Genomic DNA, 15,498 nt, shown 5'->3' with positions numbered 1-15,498 from the left:
CGCTCGGGCCGGGGGTTTTCAGCGCATGGTGGCGTGCAGCGCGTCGGTCATCGCCCCAATGGCAGCCTCGCGCTCCAGTGGCCAGCCGTCGACCAGCCACAGGTGCATGAAGGAATCGACCATGGTGTACATCATCGCGATGGCCAGCCGCAGCTGGGCCTCGGTGGCACCGGGCATGGCATCGGCCTCGATCCACTCGGTGACGTTGTCCTCCATGGTGGCTCGGTGCGCCGCGGCGAACTCCGGGTCGGCCGCTCGTGCCTGGTGGAGTGCCATATAGAGCTGCGGTGCGGAGGTGTAGAAGTCGACCACCTTCTCGAAGAACGCTCTGATCGAGGGCCGTCCCGATCTGCCGCCACGCGGGGCGTCCTGCTGGGACCAGACGGTCATGCGGGTATTGCGCAGTTCGCGCAGCACCGCGGCTTTGGAGTCGAAGTGTAGGTAGAACGTCGCCCGCCCGATCCCGGCCCGGCGCACGATGTCGTCGATGGTCACCGCGACGTAGCCGCGGTCGGCGAACGCCTCCAGCGCGGCGGCCATGATCTGGTCGCGGGTCATGGCGCGGTGCCGGTCACGCATCGTGAGTCGCGGTGCGGTGCCGCCGGTTTCACCGGCCAGAGCCGACTCCGTCATGTCAGAGTCACCCCCTCCAGCTGGCCGGTGGATCGCCACGCGTTCAGCATCGCGAAGAACTCGACAGGCTTGCCGCCGAAATTGGTCGACAGCATGCCGTGCGGATTCTCCCGGTCGCCCTCGGAACTGAGGTAACTCGGCGTGCACTCGGCGTAGAAGGCTTTGGGTTTTTCCGACGCTTGGTCCATCGCGGCCAGCCACTGGTCCTCGGCGGCCTTGGTGGCTTCGATGGTGTTCGCGCCCCGTTGCACGAATGTGCTGACCAGGTAGGCGAAATGGCGGGCTCGCTCCTCGGCGGTGTGGGTGTAGTTGGGGGAGACCCCGGATTGGGTGTAGCCCAGGAAGAAGCAGTTGGGAAAGCCGTGGGTCTGTAGGCCGTGCAGTGTCCGCATGCCTTTGGCCCACTTGTCGCTCAGCCGCACGGCGTCGCGGCCCACGATCTCGAAGCCGAGCCGACGGGTGAACTCGGTACCCACCTCGAAGCCGGTCGCGAACACCAGTGCGTCGAGTTCGTATTCGATGCCGTCGACCACGACGGCGGTCTCGGTGAACCGATCGACGCCGCGCCCATCGGTGTCGACCAACGTGACGTTGTCCCGGTTGAACGTATCGAGGTACTGGTCGTGGTAGCCGGGCCGTTTGCAGTTCAGCCGGTACCAGGGCTTGAGCGCTTCGGCGGTCTTGCGGTCGCGGACGGTCTCGTCGATGCGGGCGCGCAGCCGTTGCATCGCCACGTAGTCGGCGTGGAACAGGAAGTCGGCGATCTCCTCGGGGGTCATCTGCCGGCCGAGGCGCTGAGTCTCGCGGATCACGGCGGGCTCACTGAGTTCCAGGGCCTTCTGCGTCCAGCCGTCGTCGGTGAGGTCGAGGTCCATCTCCACCCCGCAGGTGACCCGGGTGAAGTTCTCCATGCGTTCGCGTTGCCAGCCCGGCTGCAGGCTCGCCGCCCACGCCGGGTCGGTGGGCCGGTTGCCCCGCACCGAGACGGTGCTCGGGGTGCGCTGGAAGACGTAGAGCTGGCCCGCCCACTCTCCGAGGTGCGGGATGCACTGCAGCCCAGTGGAACCGGTGCCGATGACGCCTACGCGCTTGTCAGACAGTTTGGTCAGTCCACCGGATTCGTCGCCGCCGGTGTAGCCGAAGTCCCAGCGGCTGGTGTGGAAGGTATGCCCGCGGAATTCGTTGATGCCGGCAATGCCCGGCAGTTTCGGCCGGGTGAGCGATCCGGGCGAGACCGCGACCAGCGTCGCGGTGAACGCGTCTCCGCGATCGGTGGTGATCTGCCAGCGCTTGGCGGCGTCGTCCCAGTGCAGGCCGGTGACCGTGGTGCCCAGCAAGGCGTTGTCGTAGAGGCGGTAGTGCTTGGCGATGTTCTGCAGGTGCTCGCGGATCTCCGGGCCGTGCGCATAACGCTCGGTGGGCACGTAATTCAGCTCTTCGAGCAGTGGCAGATAGATGTAGGACTCGACATCGCACTGCACGCCGGGGTAGCGGTTCCAGTACCAGGTGCCGCCGAAGTCGCCGGCGGTGTCGATCATCCTGATGTCGTCGATACCGGACTCCTGGAGCCGCGCGGCGGCGATCAGGCTGCCCAGGCCGGCGCCGATGATCGCCACCTGGACGTGGTCGTGCACCGGGTCGCGCTCGACGCGTTCGGTCCACGGGTCGTCGGCGTAGTGCGTGAAATCGGCGGTGACCTCGATGAACTGGCCCACGGCGTCGGGACGCAGCCGTTTGTCGCGTTCGAGTGCGTACTTCGCCCGGACCCATTCGGGGTCGTACTCCGCTGGCTGCGGTCCCAGGGAGCTGGCCGTGGGGGGCATCGCCTCGTGCTCCTTGCGTCATCGAGATCTCACTGGACATAATGTCCAGTGAATAGACTAGGCGATAGCTGGCCAGACGCAACGTATATTCCTTGGGCTCAATTCGGCGGCCGTCAGCGCCGAGCTGGGAGAGCGGCGGCGATGTCCTCGAGGGCCCGGGCCGCGTCGTCGAACGGCCAGCGCATGAACTCGTGGATCATCCCGTCGTAGCGATTGATGGTGGTGGGGACACCCGCTTGTTGGAGTCGGGCGCCGTACTGTTCGCCCTCGTCGCGCAGGGCGTCGAATTCGGCGGTGACGATGAACGCCGGAGGAAGCTGCTCGAGGCTGGGGGCCAGCAGCGGCGAGACGTGAGCATCGAGCTTTTCGTGATCGCCGTTGAGGTAGTGGTTCATGAACCACTGCTGGGTCGCTCGACTGATGTTCCCGTACCGTCCCGCGAATTCTTGGATGGAAACATTCGATCGCCGAAAATCCAAGTCCGGGTAGATCAATACCTGGTGTGTGATGGCCGGGGCACCGGCGTCGCGAGCCATCAGCGCGACCACAGCTGCGAGATTTCCGCCGGCACTGTCACCGGCGACAGCGATGTTTGTGCCGTTGGCGCCGATTTCGCCCGCGTGCCGGGCCACCCACTGCGTGGCGGCGAAGCCGGCGTTGATCGCTGCCGGGTACTTGTGCTCGGGGGCCAGGGGATAGTCGACCGAGACGACGACGCGGCCGGTGCGGTTCGCCAGCGCCCGGGCCAGCCCGTCGTGGGTGTCGAGGTCGCCGAGCACAAAGCCGCCGCCGTGGAAGAAGACGATCACCGAACGCCGTTCCTCTGGTTGCGGGTGGTAGATCCGAACCGGCAAATCGCCGGCTTGCGTGGAGACGATGTGGTCGCAAACGCTTGCGACGGCTTCCCCGGTGCCCAGGCTTTCGGTCATCAGACGCATGGCCTGCCGGACCTGCTCCGGGGCGAACGTGTGCAGGTCGGCAAAGTTACTGCCGGCCAGGCGTTCCAAATGGGCTTGGACCTGCGGATGTAGTGGCATGGCGCTGGGTGTCCTTTCTTAAGCGGCGCTTCGTCGCTAGTCTCTGACTTGAACCACGCTTCAAGTCAAGGGGATGGTGATGCTGGACATTGCTGAGGTGGCGAGTCGATCCGGTCTGGCGTCATCGGCGCTGCGGTTCTACGAGCGGCGCGGGCTGATCAGCTCCGGTGAACGCAACGGCCTGCGCCGCACCTACGAGCCGGCGGTGCTTGACCGGCTCGCCTTGATCGGCTGTGCCAAAGCGGCCGGATTCACGCTTGCTCAGATCGAGCGCTTTCTGCGGGCCACGCCCAGTGACACCGAACTACGTGCACGAATGGCTGAGAAGGCTCGCCAAGTCGACGACGAAATCGCCCGCCTCACCCGCATGCGCGACAGCCTCACTCACGCGGTGACCTGCACCCATACCCCACTGGTCGAGTGCCCGGAGTTCAAGGCGCGCATCAGCGAGTCCTAGCAGCTCGTCGGTTGTAGGGACCGTTTGATGTGCTACTACTGCCTGGCATCCTGGATGAGAGGTTCCGCCATGGCCGGTCTGTATCACGCCGCTGTCGTCTTCCTGATCGTCTTGACGGTCGTCACCTTCGCCAGCAGCTTCTGGTTCACCAATCCTTATGGCCGCTTCGCGAGTCCGGACGATCGCTTCACGCTGCCGGGAAAGATCAGCTGGCTGATGTTCGAGTGCCCGCAATGGTGGGCTTTCACCGTGGCGTTCTGGCTCGTGGCGCACTCGCATGGGGCACCGGCGATCGTGTTGTACGCGCTGTGGCAGTGCCACTACCTCTACCGGGGCCTGATCTATCCGCTGAGCCGCAAGGGCGATGGCAAGCGTTTCCCCATCTCCGGTATTGCCTTCGGCTTCACGTTCAACGCAGTCAACGGGTTCGCCAACGGTTACGCCGTGGCCCTGGCTCCGCACTTGCAGCAGGAGAGTTGGTTTGTCGACCCCCGCTTCATCCTGGGCCTCGCCGTGGCGGTGGTCGGGTGGGGGATCAACTTCCAAGCGGACCGCATCCTGATCGGCCTGCGCGCGGACGGCAGCAGCGGGTACAGCATCCCGTACGGCGGGGTGTATCGCTGGGTGTCTTCGGGCAACTACTTCGGTGAACTCGTCTTGTGGGCGGGCTGGGCGATCATGGCCTGGACTCTTCCGGGCCTGATCTTCCTGCTCTTCTCCATCGCCAACCTGGGGCCCAGGGCGATGGCCACCCACAAGTGGTACCAGCAGAAATTCCCCGACTACCCGCCCAACCGTAAGGCGATCATTCCCGGCGTACTGTAGGTGTCCGCCTCAGATATAGAGGCGGACAGCGGAAATCGCGCCCCGGTCCGCGCCCGCTGTGGAGAACTCGAACAACCCCACCCCGCGGCGGCCGTCCAGGTGCACCGTCGCAGTGACGGTGTGCCCTGCGGCCAAGAGCTTTTCGACGGCCAGGTGCCGCGCCGTTGCGACGAACTCGGCGACCGAGGTCTCCGAAACACCGTCCGGACTCAGCGTGGCATGGGGAGTCAGCTGCGCCGAAACCGCCGCCGCATCACCGTGCGCCAGCGCCGCGACAAGGTCTTCGACCCGACGCTTACCGCGCTTTCCCACCCCGGAAAGGCCGCGCAGGAATCCAGCGCAGCCAGAAAGGCCTTGGTGCCGAATCAGCTGCGGGCCCAGGATCACCGACGCCAGCAGGCCACGGCCACCGGAGGTAAGGAGCTGCCCGACCATCTTCTGCAGCTCCCAGTGCGCGAACAACCGCTGGATCTTCAGCGAGCTGTCCGGCCCCTGCGAGACCAGGTCATAGCGCAGGTGCATCGGGATATGCATGGTGACACCCGTCGACATCGTGGTGTGCACCGTCAGGTCTCGGAGCACCGACATGCCGGCGACCACGTCGTTCTGCACCTCAAATGCGATCGTGTTAGGCGCGATGAAGGTGTCGAAGAAACGTCCGATGGCGGCCGTGCCGACATGGGGCCTCGAACCGACCGGATCATTCACCTGGCCGTCGGCGGTGAAAATTCCGACCCACGCCGACTTATCGTGCACCGCAACAGCTTTCGGGGACCGCTCTACGGCGTCGAGCAGTGCACTGGTACTGTGCGAAGAACGCTGGTCCGACATCGGAATTCCTCTCGTTTCGAAGACCGCTGAGAATTAACGCCGCTCAGTCACGCATCCGCAGCACGACCTTGCCGGCCGCGGTGCGATTCTCCAGTGCCGCCAACGCATCAGCGGCCCGGTCGAGGCCGAACACATCCGGTTGCGGCGCGGCCACCTTCCCGGAGGCCAGCAATGGCTCCAACGTCTCCCATTGGCGCTCCAGCTCACCCGGATGCGACATCACCCACGCGCCCCAACCGACGCCCACCACGTCGATGTTGTTGAGCAGCAGCCGGTTCACCTTGACAGTCGGAATGTCGCCACCGGTGAAGCCCACCACTAACAGCTTTCCGCCGGGGGCCAGCGAGCGCAGCGAGTCGGTGACACGGTCACCGCCCACCGGGTCGAGCACCAGGTCCACGCCGCGCCCGCCGGTCAGCTCGGCCACCGCCTCTCGGAACCCGTCGGCGAGCACGGTGTCGGTAGCGCCCGCAGCCCGGGCCACCTCGGCTTTAGCCTCCGTGGAGACCACCGCGATCACCCGGGAGGCCCCCAGCGGTGCGGCCAGCCGCAGCGTGGAGGTGCCGATCCCGCCGGCGGCGCCGTGCACCAGCACGGTGGCGCCTTCGGCCAGCCGGCCGCGGGTGGTCAGCGCGAAGAGCACCGTCAGGTCGTTGAACAGCAGCCCGGCACCGGCCTCGAACGACACCGTGTCCGGCAGCTTGAACACCTGCGCGGCGGGCACCGCGATCACCTGCGCCATGCCGCCGTTGAGCATGGTCAATACCGCCACGCGGTCGCCGGGGCGCACATGCGCGTCGGCCGGGGCGCTGCGCACCACGCCGGCAGCCTCGCCGCCTGGCACGAACGGCGGCTCCGGCTTGTGCTGATAGAGCCCGCGGGACTGCAACACATCGGGAAACGCCACTCCGGCGGCGTGGATGTCGATGACCACCAGGCCGGCACCGGCCGGTTCGTCTAGGTCGACTACCTGGGCAGCTGCCGGTCCGTCGAGTCGGGAAATCTGTACCGCGCGCATGGGCGAACCCTTCGTCAGAAGTGCTTTTCCGAAAACCTAGTCCACGCAGGCGTATGCTCGCGATGCGGCAGCGTTGCCGCATTTCCGATGAGGTGGCGATGAGTGCTCAACGGTCCGGTCGGCGGCGAAGTGCCGGCATGTTCCCGGTGGAGTTGCCGCCGGCCCGCACCATGGCGGTCCGGGCAGCCGACGGAACCAAGCTGCACACCCAGGTCTTCGGGCCGGCCGACGGGTATCCGATCGTGCTGGCGCACGGCATCACCTGCGCCATCCGGGTGTGGGGACCTCAGATTGCCGACCTGAGCGCCGATCACCGGGTGATCGCCTACGACCACCGCGGCCACGGACGAAGCGGGGTGCCCAAGCGCGGCGGATACAGCCTGACGCACCTGGCATCCGATCTCGATGCGGTGCTGGAGGCCACCCTGGCGCCGGGAGAGCGTGCCGTCATCGCCGGACACTCGATGGGCGGTATGGCGATCAGCGCCTGGTCAGACCGCTACCGGCACCGCGTGCAGCAGCGTGCCGATGCGGTAGCGCTGATCAATACCACCCTCGGCAACCTGCTGGCCGAAGTCGAACTGTTCCAGGTGCCACCGCCACTGCAGCGGGCCCGGGTGCAGGCAGCCCGTCGCGGGTTGCTGGCCTTTGGCAACGTGCCGATCGTCGGCCCGGCGAACCTGGCGGCTCGGCGATTCGTACACATGCTTGCCGTCGGCGGCGAGGCCGATCCGTGGGTCACCTCGTTGATCTGCGACCTGTTCGCCAAGACGCCGGCCGCAAGCCGCGGCCACTGGGTGCGGGCGCTCGTCGACGCGCTCGGTCCGGCGTCCTTCATCAACCTCGACGGTCTGACCGTGCCCACCCTGGTCATCGGCAGCACCCGCGACCGATTGTTGCCGCTGGCGGCTTCGCAGCGAATCGCTGACGCCGCACCCAATCTCGCCCGGTTCGTCGAGGTCAGCGGGGGCCACTGCTCGATCCTGGAGCACCCTGTCGCGGTCAACCGTGAGCTTCGCGACCTGGTGGACCTGGCCACCGGATCCACCGGCGGCTTGGCCGTCGGGTCCGAAATCAGTTCATAGGGCTTCGGAGCCGCGTTGAGAGTTCTCACGGCCCTCAGCGGGCTGACCGGTGTCGTCGATCAGGCACGCGAGCTGCGCGACGCCGGCGTCGGCGGGGTCTTCACCTTCGAAGGTCCGCACGATGTGTTCGCACCGTTGACGTTGGCCGCCGGTGTGGGCGGCCTGGACCTGATGACCAACGTCGCGATCGCCTTCCCACGCAATCCGATCCATTTGGCGCACCAGGCCAACGATCATCAGCTGCTCAGTGGCGGGCGATTCGTTCTGGGGCTGGGTACCCAAGTGCGTGCGCAGATCGAGAAGCGCTTCGGTGCGGACTTCGACCACCCGGTGGACCGCATGGTCGAGCTGGTCGCGGCGCTGCGGGCGATCTTCGAAGCCTGGAACACCGGCGCCCGCTTGGACTTTCGGGGTGACTACTATCGGCACACGCTGATGACGCCGACGTTCAGCCCCGGACCGAACCCGTACGGCCCGCCACCGATCTACGTCGGCGCGCTGGGACCACGGCTGACCCGTGCGGCCGCGACGCACGCCGACGGCCTGCTGGTGATGCCGTTCTCCACCAAGCGATTCCTGCATGAGAGCACCATGTCCGCGGTGCGCGCAGGGCTTGCCCAATCCGGACGTCGCGCCGAGGATTTTGCGGTCGTGCCGGAAATCATCGTGGCCACCGGCGCCACCGACGCCGAGCGGGAAGCCGCCGAAGCCGCTACCCGGATGTTGCTCGGCTTCTACGCATCGACTCCGGCGTATGCGCCGGTGCTGGCCGCGCACGGCTGGCAGGATCTGCAGCCCGAGCTCAACGCGCTGTCCAAGCAGGGCCACTGGGCGCAGATGGGTGCACGGATCACCGACGAGATCCTGCACACCATCGCCGCATGCGGTACTCCGGCGCAGGTGGCCGCGCGAATCCGCGACCGGGTCGACGGAATCGCCGACACCGTCTGCGTTTACCAGGCTGCGCCCATCGCCCCGGCGGTCGTCGGGGCGATCGTCAGCGAGCTGGGCTGACGGGACAACCCGCTTAGCGCTGAGCGCTAGGGCGCCATGGTGACCCAGTCGGGGAATCCCGTCGGGTCATGCCGGCCCAGCACACCGTGCTCGTAGAGTCCCCAACCCTCGACCGGGGCGGCGTCGCCGTCGCGGCACACCGCGCGCCCCACGTGGTCGATCATCCCGAAGCTGGTGCGCCCCAGGATGCCCGGATCGGTCATGTCATAGGTCAGGCGCTCGGTGAACTTCTCACCCTTCCACTCGCCGTGCAGCCAGTCGATGTCGCCGCCGTAGCCGCCGCCGACGTGAATGGGCACCGGCAGTTTGGATTCCACCTCGAACACCACTGGAGTGCCATCCGGGCGCGTGGCCTCGATGGTGGCCCCGGTGGCGATGCGGGTGCCGGCGCGGTAGCGCGTGGAGATCCGTGGCCACCCCAACTGTTCGACACGGCCATCGCGCCAGACCCGGCTGCAGTCGTTGAGTGAACGGAAACCGTTGGGCTCCTCCTGGATGATCATCACCACCGCGAAGTCCTCGAACGCCATTGGCAGATACAGCCACCACATGCCATCGAACGGCGGGTCGGCGGGCCGGCCCGCCGGTTCGCGTTCACCGACCGGGCGAATTCCCCAGGAGCGGTCGCGTGAGCCGATCCAGATCGCGGGGTCGACGGCGATCTCCTCGCCATCGATCACGATCTGCCCACTCCACGAGCCCAATTGAGCGAAGCGCTGCGCGTCCAGGGTCACCCGGTTGCCGGTCCGCAGGATGTGCCGCTGCTCCTGCACCGGGTCGAACAGCCCCTCCCAGCGCAGATCCAGCGCGATGCCCTCGGTCTCCTCCATCACCACCCGCAGAGAGCGCAGCGGATCGGTGACCTCGATGCGGTAAGCGCCGATCCGCTGATTGAGCCGATCTTGGTCGATGGCGTCGGACAGGTGCACCGCGGTCTGGGTGTCGCCGCGGCGTAGGAGCACGTAGGCGTCCTTGACACCGAGGTTGGGGTAGTAGCCGCACCCGGTGATCAAAAAGATGTCCCCGGTGCGGTCGTGGGCGTTGAGATAGCACCGGTCGTAGAAGTTGCGATCCGAGGAGCCCGGCCAGGCGAGCGGCTGTGGCAATTGGTGGATCGGGAATTCGTCGAGTGGCCCCAGCATCAGCTCTGTTCTCCGATCAACTTCTTGAGCAATCCGGCGTGATAGAACAACGATTCGGGATTCTCGGGCTTTTCCATCTCCCCGAAGTGCACCCGACGGGCCCCGGTGCGCATGAACACGATCGCCCACATCACGCCGGCATAGACGTAGAACCAGTGCAGGTCACCGAGTTCGACGCCGGTGAGCTTCTGGTAGGTGGCCCGCACGTCCTCTCCGCGTAGCACCTGCGGGAGCCCGGGGAGTCCAGCCAGTCCAGCGAGTTCCTCGAAAACCAAGTGCGCGAAGATAATCCACGACACATCGAGCTCGCGCGGCCCCAGGGTCACCATCTCCCAGTCCAGCACGGCAACGGGCTGGAAGTCGCGGTAGAGCACGTTGCCGACCCGCGAGTCGCCCCAGCACAACACCGTCTCGCCGGCGGCCGCGCCGTCCGGCCAGTTCTCCTCCAGCCAGCCCAGGGCGCGGTCCAACAGCGGCGAACGTCCCATGTCGGGCACCGCGAATTCGTACCACTGCCGCACTCCCTCGAAGTGTCGGTGCAGCGCGGTAGCCCCATCCGTCCCATCGTCGAGGAACGCGAAGGTCTGTTCGGCATTCGGAATGGCGTGCAGCTTGGCGAGCACTTCGACGGTGGAGTCCTGCAGGGTCCGCTGCTGCTCGGCTGTCGCGTCAGAGAACCAGTTGCTGCCGAAGGTATAGGGCATGACGTCGGGAGGCACCTCGCCGTCGATGCGGTCCATCAGGAAGAACGGTCGGCCCAGCACGTCTCCGGTCGGTTCGAGCCAGCGGACCTTCGGCACTGGGACATCGGTGAGTTCACCCACCAGTCGCATCACCTCGAACTGGTGATCCAGCCGGTAGGTCGGAAACACCGGGACGTCTTCGGCGGCCGGTCCCACACGCATCACCCAGCGCTGCTCAATCGGGGCGCCGTCGGCCGTCCAGCGGCCGGTGAGCATGATGGTCTCCGACGACATGCCGTTGGTGTCGACGCCGCTTTCCACGGTGATCTCCGGCGTGGCCGCGCCGGGCAACTGGGTGGCAAGCCAGCGAGACATTACCGTGGGCAGTGTGGTGACATCGCGGCTAGAACGTTGGATCCGGCCGACGTCCTTTTCCACAGTCGGTTGGTCGACCACGGTTGTATCCTCCGTCAAGGTAATTACGATACGACAGGTAGCGTTATGAAAGCAGAACGTTCGGCCGTTGACAAGGGGTCCGGCGCCGGACGCCCTCGTGATCCCCGCATCGACGGTGCCATATTGCAGGCCGCCGCGGAACTGGTTGTCGAAGTCGGATATTCGAATCTGAGCCTGGCGGCCGTCGCCGAGCGCGCCGGCACCACCAAGACCGCGTTGTACCGCCGGTGGCCCAGCAAGGCCGAACTGGTGCACGAGGCCGCGTTCTCGGTGCCCCCGAGCGCGGTGACTGCGCCGCCGGGCGACGTGTCCGGCGACCTCAAGGCGATGATGGCCGGCGCGCGCGACGCGTTCACCAACCCGGTGGTGCGGGCGGCGCTGCCCGGCTTGATCGGCGACATGGCGACCAACGCCGAGCTGACCGCGCGGATCCTGGACCGCTTTCAGGGCCTGTTCGAGGTGATGCGCCACTGGGTGGCCGATTCGGTGAGCCGCGGCGATGCACGAGCCGATGTGGACCCCGACCGGCTCGTCGAGATTATCGGCGGTGCGACGTTGCTGGCGATGATGCTTCGTCCCGACGACGACCTCGACGACGACTGGGTGCAACGGATCGCGGACATCATCGCCCACGGCGTGATGGCATAGACCCATGGCTCAGCCGATCGGGCCCAGCGGGCCGCAGCCCTTCCCGCAAGACTGGGCGTCGCTGCTGGTGTTGGTGCCGCATCCCGACGACCCCGAGTACGGCATCGCCGCCGCGGTGGCCAAATGGACTGCCGCCGGCAAGACCGTCCGCTATGCGTTGGCCAGCAGCGGGGAAGCAGGCATCGCCGGCATGGAGCCGGCGCAGGCCGGGCCGCTGCGCGAGGATGAGCAACGGCGGGCGGCGGCCATCGTGGGGGTTCCTGACGTCGACTTCTGGGGCTTCCCGGACAGCAACATCCGCAATACGCCGGAGTTGCGCGCCAAGATCGCCTCGGTGATCGGTGAGGTGCGCCCCGACGTGGTGGTGACGATCTACGGCGGTGCGGAGTTCGGGCCGGGGGCGCCCAACCAGCGCGACCACATCGAATTCGCCGCCGCGGTCACCGACGCCTGGGACAGTTGCGAGGACCCGCCGCGCTGGCTGTTCCAAGGGGGCCCGGGACCCACCCACGTCGAGGATGTGGGTGACTACCTCGACATCGCGGTGGACTCCCTGGCCTCCCACGAGGTCTACCTATCGGTCCTCGACCCCGCCACGCCGGTAGCCGAGCAGGCACGCCGGGTGGTCGACATGACGACCTCGGCGCAACCCGGTCGCCGGCTGGCCGGGTTCTTGCTGCAGCGGAGCGCCGTCGCATGACCGGCACCAGGACGGTGCTGCGTATCGGCGTGCTCGGAGCAGCGCGGATCACCCCGGACGCACTGCTCAAACCGGCCGCCGCCAACCCTGAGGTCGTGGTGAGCGCAGTGGCCGCGCGCGACATCGGCCGGGCCCGGGCGTTCGCCGCGAAACACGGCATCGCCCGGGTGCATGACAGCTACAACGCACTGATCGCCGACCCCGAGGTCGACGCCATCTACAACCCGTTGCCGAACCACCTGCACGGCAGGTGGACACGCGCCGCACTGGACGCCGGCAAGCATGTGCTGTGCGAGAAGCCGTTCACCGCCAATGCCGAGGAAGCCCGCGAGGTGGCCGCGGCGGCCGCGGGCTCTGATCGGGTGGTCATGGAGGCCTTCCACTACCGCTACCACCCGATGACGGCGCGCATCGAAGAGATCATCGACTCGGGGGAGTTGGGCGAGCTGCGGCAGGTCGACACCGCGCTGAGTTTTCCGCTGCCCCGGTTCTCCGACATCCGCTATCACTACGCGCTGGCCGGCGGGGCGTTGATGGACGCGGGCTGTTATGCGGTGCACATGGCCCGCACCTTCGGCGGAGCTACCCCGGAAGTCGTTTCCGCGCAGGCGAAGTTGCGCGACCCGCTTGTCGACCGGGCCATGACGGCACAGCTGCGGTTTCCGGCCGGGCACACCGGCACCATCCGCTGCTCGCTGTGGTCATCGAACCTGCTGCAGATCAGCGCCCGGGTGATCGGCGAGCACGGCGAGCTGCGAGCGCTCAACCCGCTGATGCCGCAGTACTTCCACCGCTTGCGGGTCAGCTCGCCAAAGGGCAGGCGCGTCGAGCGATTCACCCACCGGGCGTCCTACGCCTACCAGCTCGACGCGTTCGCCGACGCGGTGTTGCGCGGCGTGCCGGTGCGCACCACTCCCGAGGACGCGATCGAGAACATGACCGTCATCGACGCGATCTATCAGGCTTCCGGTCTTCCGCTGCGAGAGCCGGGCTAAGCGCTGCTCGGGCCGTTCAGTCAGGCTTTGTGGCCCGGTTCGAGATCGTTGACGTCGGAAAGCGTCAGCAGGTCATCGTCGCTCTGGGCGGCATATCCGGCCACCGGGTCCAGCAGGTAGCCCATGTGGTCGCCGAGGTCGATCCGGCGCAGCGTCTTGCCGACGAACCAGGCCGGCGCATGGTCGAGGATTGGCATTCCCGCGGGACCGCTGTGCCAGGCGCAGCGCTCGAACTTGTCGATGTCGTCGCCGGTCTGACCGCCGAACAGCCGGGCCAGCTCGATGTCGCGGCGTGCCAGGACGTGAACGGCCAAGTGCTCGGACTCGGCAGCCACCTCGAAGGTGTGGTTGCGCTTGGACATGCCGACCAGAAATCGCGGCGGCTCGATGCTGGCCTGGGTGGCGAACCCGACCAGACACCCCGAGGCGCGCTGATCGGTCGCCGTGGTCACCACGAACATCGTGTAGTCCAGCATGGCGACCAGCTGCTGGAATGACTCGTCTGGCATCTCTCCATGTGTACCCGCTGCACGGCGGGCATGTTGCGCTTACTGCGCGAATTGGGTTGCGGCGTCCACCAGGTCGAGCAGCGGCTGCGGCAGCACCCCTAGCAGCACGGTGATCGCGGCACACAGCGCGATGGCTGCCTTGCTCCACACGCTGGGCAGCACCAGTTGCGGTGGGTCGGCGGGGGAGTCGGTGAAGAACATCAACACGATCACCCGGACGTAGAAGTAGGCGGCGACACCGCTGGCGATCACGCCGACCACCACCAGTGGTGCCGCACCGCCCTCGGCAGCGGCCTTGAACACCGCGAACTTGCTGATGAAACCACTGGTCAGCGGGATGCCGGCGAACGCCAGCAGGAACATCGAAAACAGTAGGCCCACAACGGGGTAGCGCCGGCCCAAACCGGCCCACCGAGACATGTCGAGCTCTTCCTCGCCGCTGGAGCCGCGGATCAGGTTCACCACCGCGAAGGCACCCACCGTGGAGAAGCTGTAGGCGACCAGATAGAACAGCGTGGCGGAGATGCCGGCCGGGATCGCCGACAGCACACCGGTCAGCACAAAGCCCGCGTGGGCGACCGAGGAGTAGGCCAGCATCCGCTTGACCTCGGTCTGGGTGATCGCCGCGATGGTGGCGACCACCATGGTCAGCACCGCGATCAGCCACAGCAGCGGCCGCCAGTGGTCATGCAGCGCAGGCAGTGCGACGTAGAGGATCCGCAGCATCGCCCCGAACGCGGCGACCTTGGTGGCCGCCGCCATGAAGCCGGTGATCGGCGTCGGCGCCCCGACGTAGACGTCGGGAACCCACGAATGGAATGGCACCGCGCCGACTTTGAAGAACAAGCCCACCAGCAGCAGCCCAGCCCCGATCAGCGCCAGCGGGTCGCTGCTGTGGGCGAACAACTGCTCACCGATGTCCGGCAGCGTCAGCACCCCGGTGGCGCCGTAGAGCAGCGCGGCGCCGAACAGGAACAGCGCCGAAGAGAAGGCGCCCAGCAGAAAGTACTTCAGCGCCGCTTCCTGCGAGAGCAGACGGCGGTAGCGGGCCAGCCCGCACAGCAGGTAGAGGGGCAGTGAGAGCACTTCCAGCGCCACGAACATGGTGACCAGGTCGTTGGCGGCGGTGAACACCATCATGCCGCCGGCGGCAAGCACGGTCAGCGGGAATACCTCGGTCTGAGCCACCCCGGCTCGCGCCGCGTCGAGTTCGGCGACGCTGTCCGGCACTGCCGACGCCTGCGGAGTGAACGCGTCCAGGCCCGCACGTGCCGGGGCTGCGGGGGCTGTCGACGCTCCCGGACCTTCGGGAACTCCGGCACCGATGTTGCGCTCGGAGATAAACAGCACGGCCATGATCCCGACCAGCACGATGGTGCCCTGCAGCACCAGTGCGGGCGCGTCGACGGCCAGCGCGCCCAGGACCGCGATGCGGCCACCGGTCGGCAGATCACGGCCCACCACGACGATCGCGGCGAACGTCGCGACTAAACCGCCGACAGCGAGCAGGACCTGCATTACGTAGCGCGCTCGGCGCGCAATGAACGCCTCGAAGAGCACACCCGTCACCGCAGTGCCGAAAACGATCAGCAGGGGCAGGACAAGGCTGTATTCGACGGATGGGATAGGCATGCCCGCCATG

At 66.9% G+C, this 15,498-nt stretch carries 16 protein-coding genes; 7 read left to right on the top strand and 9 right to left on the bottom strand.

The annotated features are described in order from the left end of the window. Positions 1-18: 18 nt before the first annotated feature. The 3 genes from LI94_RS21820 to LI94_RS01765 form a co-directional block, all read right to left on the bottom strand. Entirely contained in the window at positions 19-633 is a 615-nt protein-coding gene (locus LI94_RS21820) for a TetR/AcrR family transcriptional regulator (protein WP_052739850.1), read from the bottom strand. Further along, entirely contained in the window at positions 630-2,456 is a 1,827-nt protein-coding gene (locus LI94_RS01770) for an NAD(P)/FAD-dependent oxidoreductase (protein WP_046300099.1), read from the bottom strand. The genes LI94_RS21820 and LI94_RS01770 overlap by 4 nt, the downstream gene beginning before the upstream one ends. Before the next feature lie 113 nt (positions 2,457-2,569). Beyond that, positions 2,570-3,493, bottom strand: a complete 924-nt coding sequence (locus LI94_RS01765; protein WP_046300098.1) for an alpha/beta hydrolase — start codon at positions 3,491-3,493, stop codon at positions 2,570-2,572. 79 nt (positions 3,494-3,572) lie between these two features. Here LI94_RS01765 and LI94_RS01760 point away from each other — a divergent pair, with 79 nt between their 5' ends. Beyond that, positions 3,573-3,950 carry a MerR family transcriptional regulator gene (locus LI94_RS01760; RefSeq protein WP_024442442.1) on the top strand — a complete coding sequence of 126 codons (378 nt, stop codon included), beginning with the start codon at positions 3,573-3,575 and terminating at the stop codon, positions 3,948-3,950. 69 nt (positions 3,951-4,019) lie between these two features. Then, positions 4,020-4,775, top strand: coding sequence for a DUF1295 domain-containing protein (locus tag LI94_RS01755; RefSeq protein ID WP_046300097.1), 756 nt, complete (start codon positions 4,020-4,022; stop codon positions 4,773-4,775). A gap of 9 nt (positions 4,776-4,784) precedes the next feature. Here the strand turns inward: LI94_RS01755 and LI94_RS01750 are convergent, their stop codons facing one another. After that, on the bottom strand, positions 4,785-5,606 hold the full coding sequence (locus LI94_RS01750) for a nuclear transport factor 2 family protein (protein ID WP_046300096.1): 822 nt from the start codon (positions 5,604-5,606) through the stop codon (positions 4,785-4,787). Positions 5,607-5,649: 43 nt separating this feature from the next. Further along, a complete protein-coding gene (locus tag LI94_RS01745) occupies positions 5,650-6,624 on the bottom strand; it encodes an NADPH:quinone oxidoreductase family protein (protein WP_024442445.1) in 975 nt (324 codons plus the stop codon). Positions 6,625-6,722: 98 nt separating this feature from the next. On the opposite strand from LI94_RS01745, the gene LI94_RS01740 reads away from it, so the two are divergent. Beyond that, a complete protein-coding gene (locus LI94_RS01740; RefSeq protein WP_024442446.1) occupies positions 6,723-7,709 on the top strand; it encodes an alpha/beta hydrolase in 987 nt (328 codons plus the stop codon). 15 nt (positions 7,710-7,724) lie between these two features. Next, on the top strand, positions 7,725-8,723 hold the full coding sequence (locus tag LI94_RS01735) for a TIGR03617 family F420-dependent LLM class oxidoreductase (RefSeq protein WP_024442447.1): 999 nt from the start codon (positions 7,725-7,727) through the stop codon (positions 8,721-8,723). Between the two features lie 26 nt (positions 8,724-8,749). Here LI94_RS01735 and LI94_RS01730 read toward each other — a convergent pair whose 3' ends face one another. Together LI94_RS01730 and LI94_RS01725 are read right to left on the bottom strand one after the other, a co-directional pair. Further along, positions 8,750-9,865, bottom strand: a complete 1,116-nt coding sequence (locus tag LI94_RS01730) for a hypothetical protein (RefSeq protein ID WP_024442448.1) — start codon at positions 9,863-9,865, stop codon at positions 8,750-8,752. After that, on the bottom strand, positions 9,865-11,004 hold the full coding sequence (locus LI94_RS01725) for a phosphotransferase family protein (protein ID WP_024442449.1): 1,140 nt from the start codon (positions 11,002-11,004) through the stop codon (positions 9,865-9,867). Before LI94_RS01725 ends, LI94_RS01730 begins: the two co-directional genes overlap by 1 nt. Positions 11,005-11,049: 45 nt before the next feature. Between LI94_RS01725 and LI94_RS01720 the strand changes: the two genes are divergently transcribed. From LI94_RS01720 to LI94_RS01710, 3 genes are read left to right on the top strand one after another with little or no spacing between them, the layout of a single operon-like run. Continuing rightward, a complete protein-coding gene (locus LI94_RS01720) occupies positions 11,050-11,652 on the top strand; it encodes a TetR/AcrR family transcriptional regulator (RefSeq protein WP_024442450.1) in 603 nt (200 codons plus the stop codon). 4 nt (positions 11,653-11,656) lie between these two features. Further along, the gene (locus LI94_RS01715) at positions 11,657-12,352 is read left to right on the top strand and encodes a PIG-L family deacetylase (RefSeq protein WP_046300095.1); all 696 of its coding nucleotides are present in this window, start codon (positions 11,657-11,659) and stop codon (positions 12,350-12,352) included. After that, positions 12,349-13,347, top strand: coding sequence for a Gfo/Idh/MocA family oxidoreductase (locus LI94_RS01710; RefSeq protein ID WP_024442452.1), 999 nt, complete (start codon positions 12,349-12,351; stop codon positions 13,345-13,347). Before LI94_RS01715 ends, LI94_RS01710 begins: the two co-directional genes overlap by 4 nt. Positions 13,348-13,367: 20 nt before the next feature. Here the strand turns inward: LI94_RS01710 and LI94_RS01705 are convergent, their stop codons facing one another. Together LI94_RS01705 and nuoN are read right to left on the bottom strand one after the other, a co-directional pair. Beyond that, positions 13,368-13,856, bottom strand: coding sequence for a flavin reductase family protein (locus LI94_RS01705; RefSeq protein ID WP_024442453.1), 489 nt, complete (start codon positions 13,854-13,856; stop codon positions 13,368-13,370). Between the two features lie 39 nt (positions 13,857-13,895). After that, positions 13,896-15,497, bottom strand: coding sequence for an NADH-quinone oxidoreductase subunit NuoN (gene nuoN, locus LI94_RS01700; RefSeq protein WP_046300094.1), 1,602 nt, complete (start codon positions 15,495-15,497; stop codon positions 13,896-13,898). Position 15,498 lies beyond the last annotated feature (1 nt).

Source organism: Mycobacterium sp. UM_Kg27 (assembly GCF_000972905.1).
GTDB lineage: Bacteria > Actinomycetota > Actinomycetes > Mycobacteriales > Mycobacteriaceae > Mycobacterium.
Note: the sequence above shows the minus strand (reverse complement) of the source record. Positions and strands in the feature narration are given on the sequence as shown.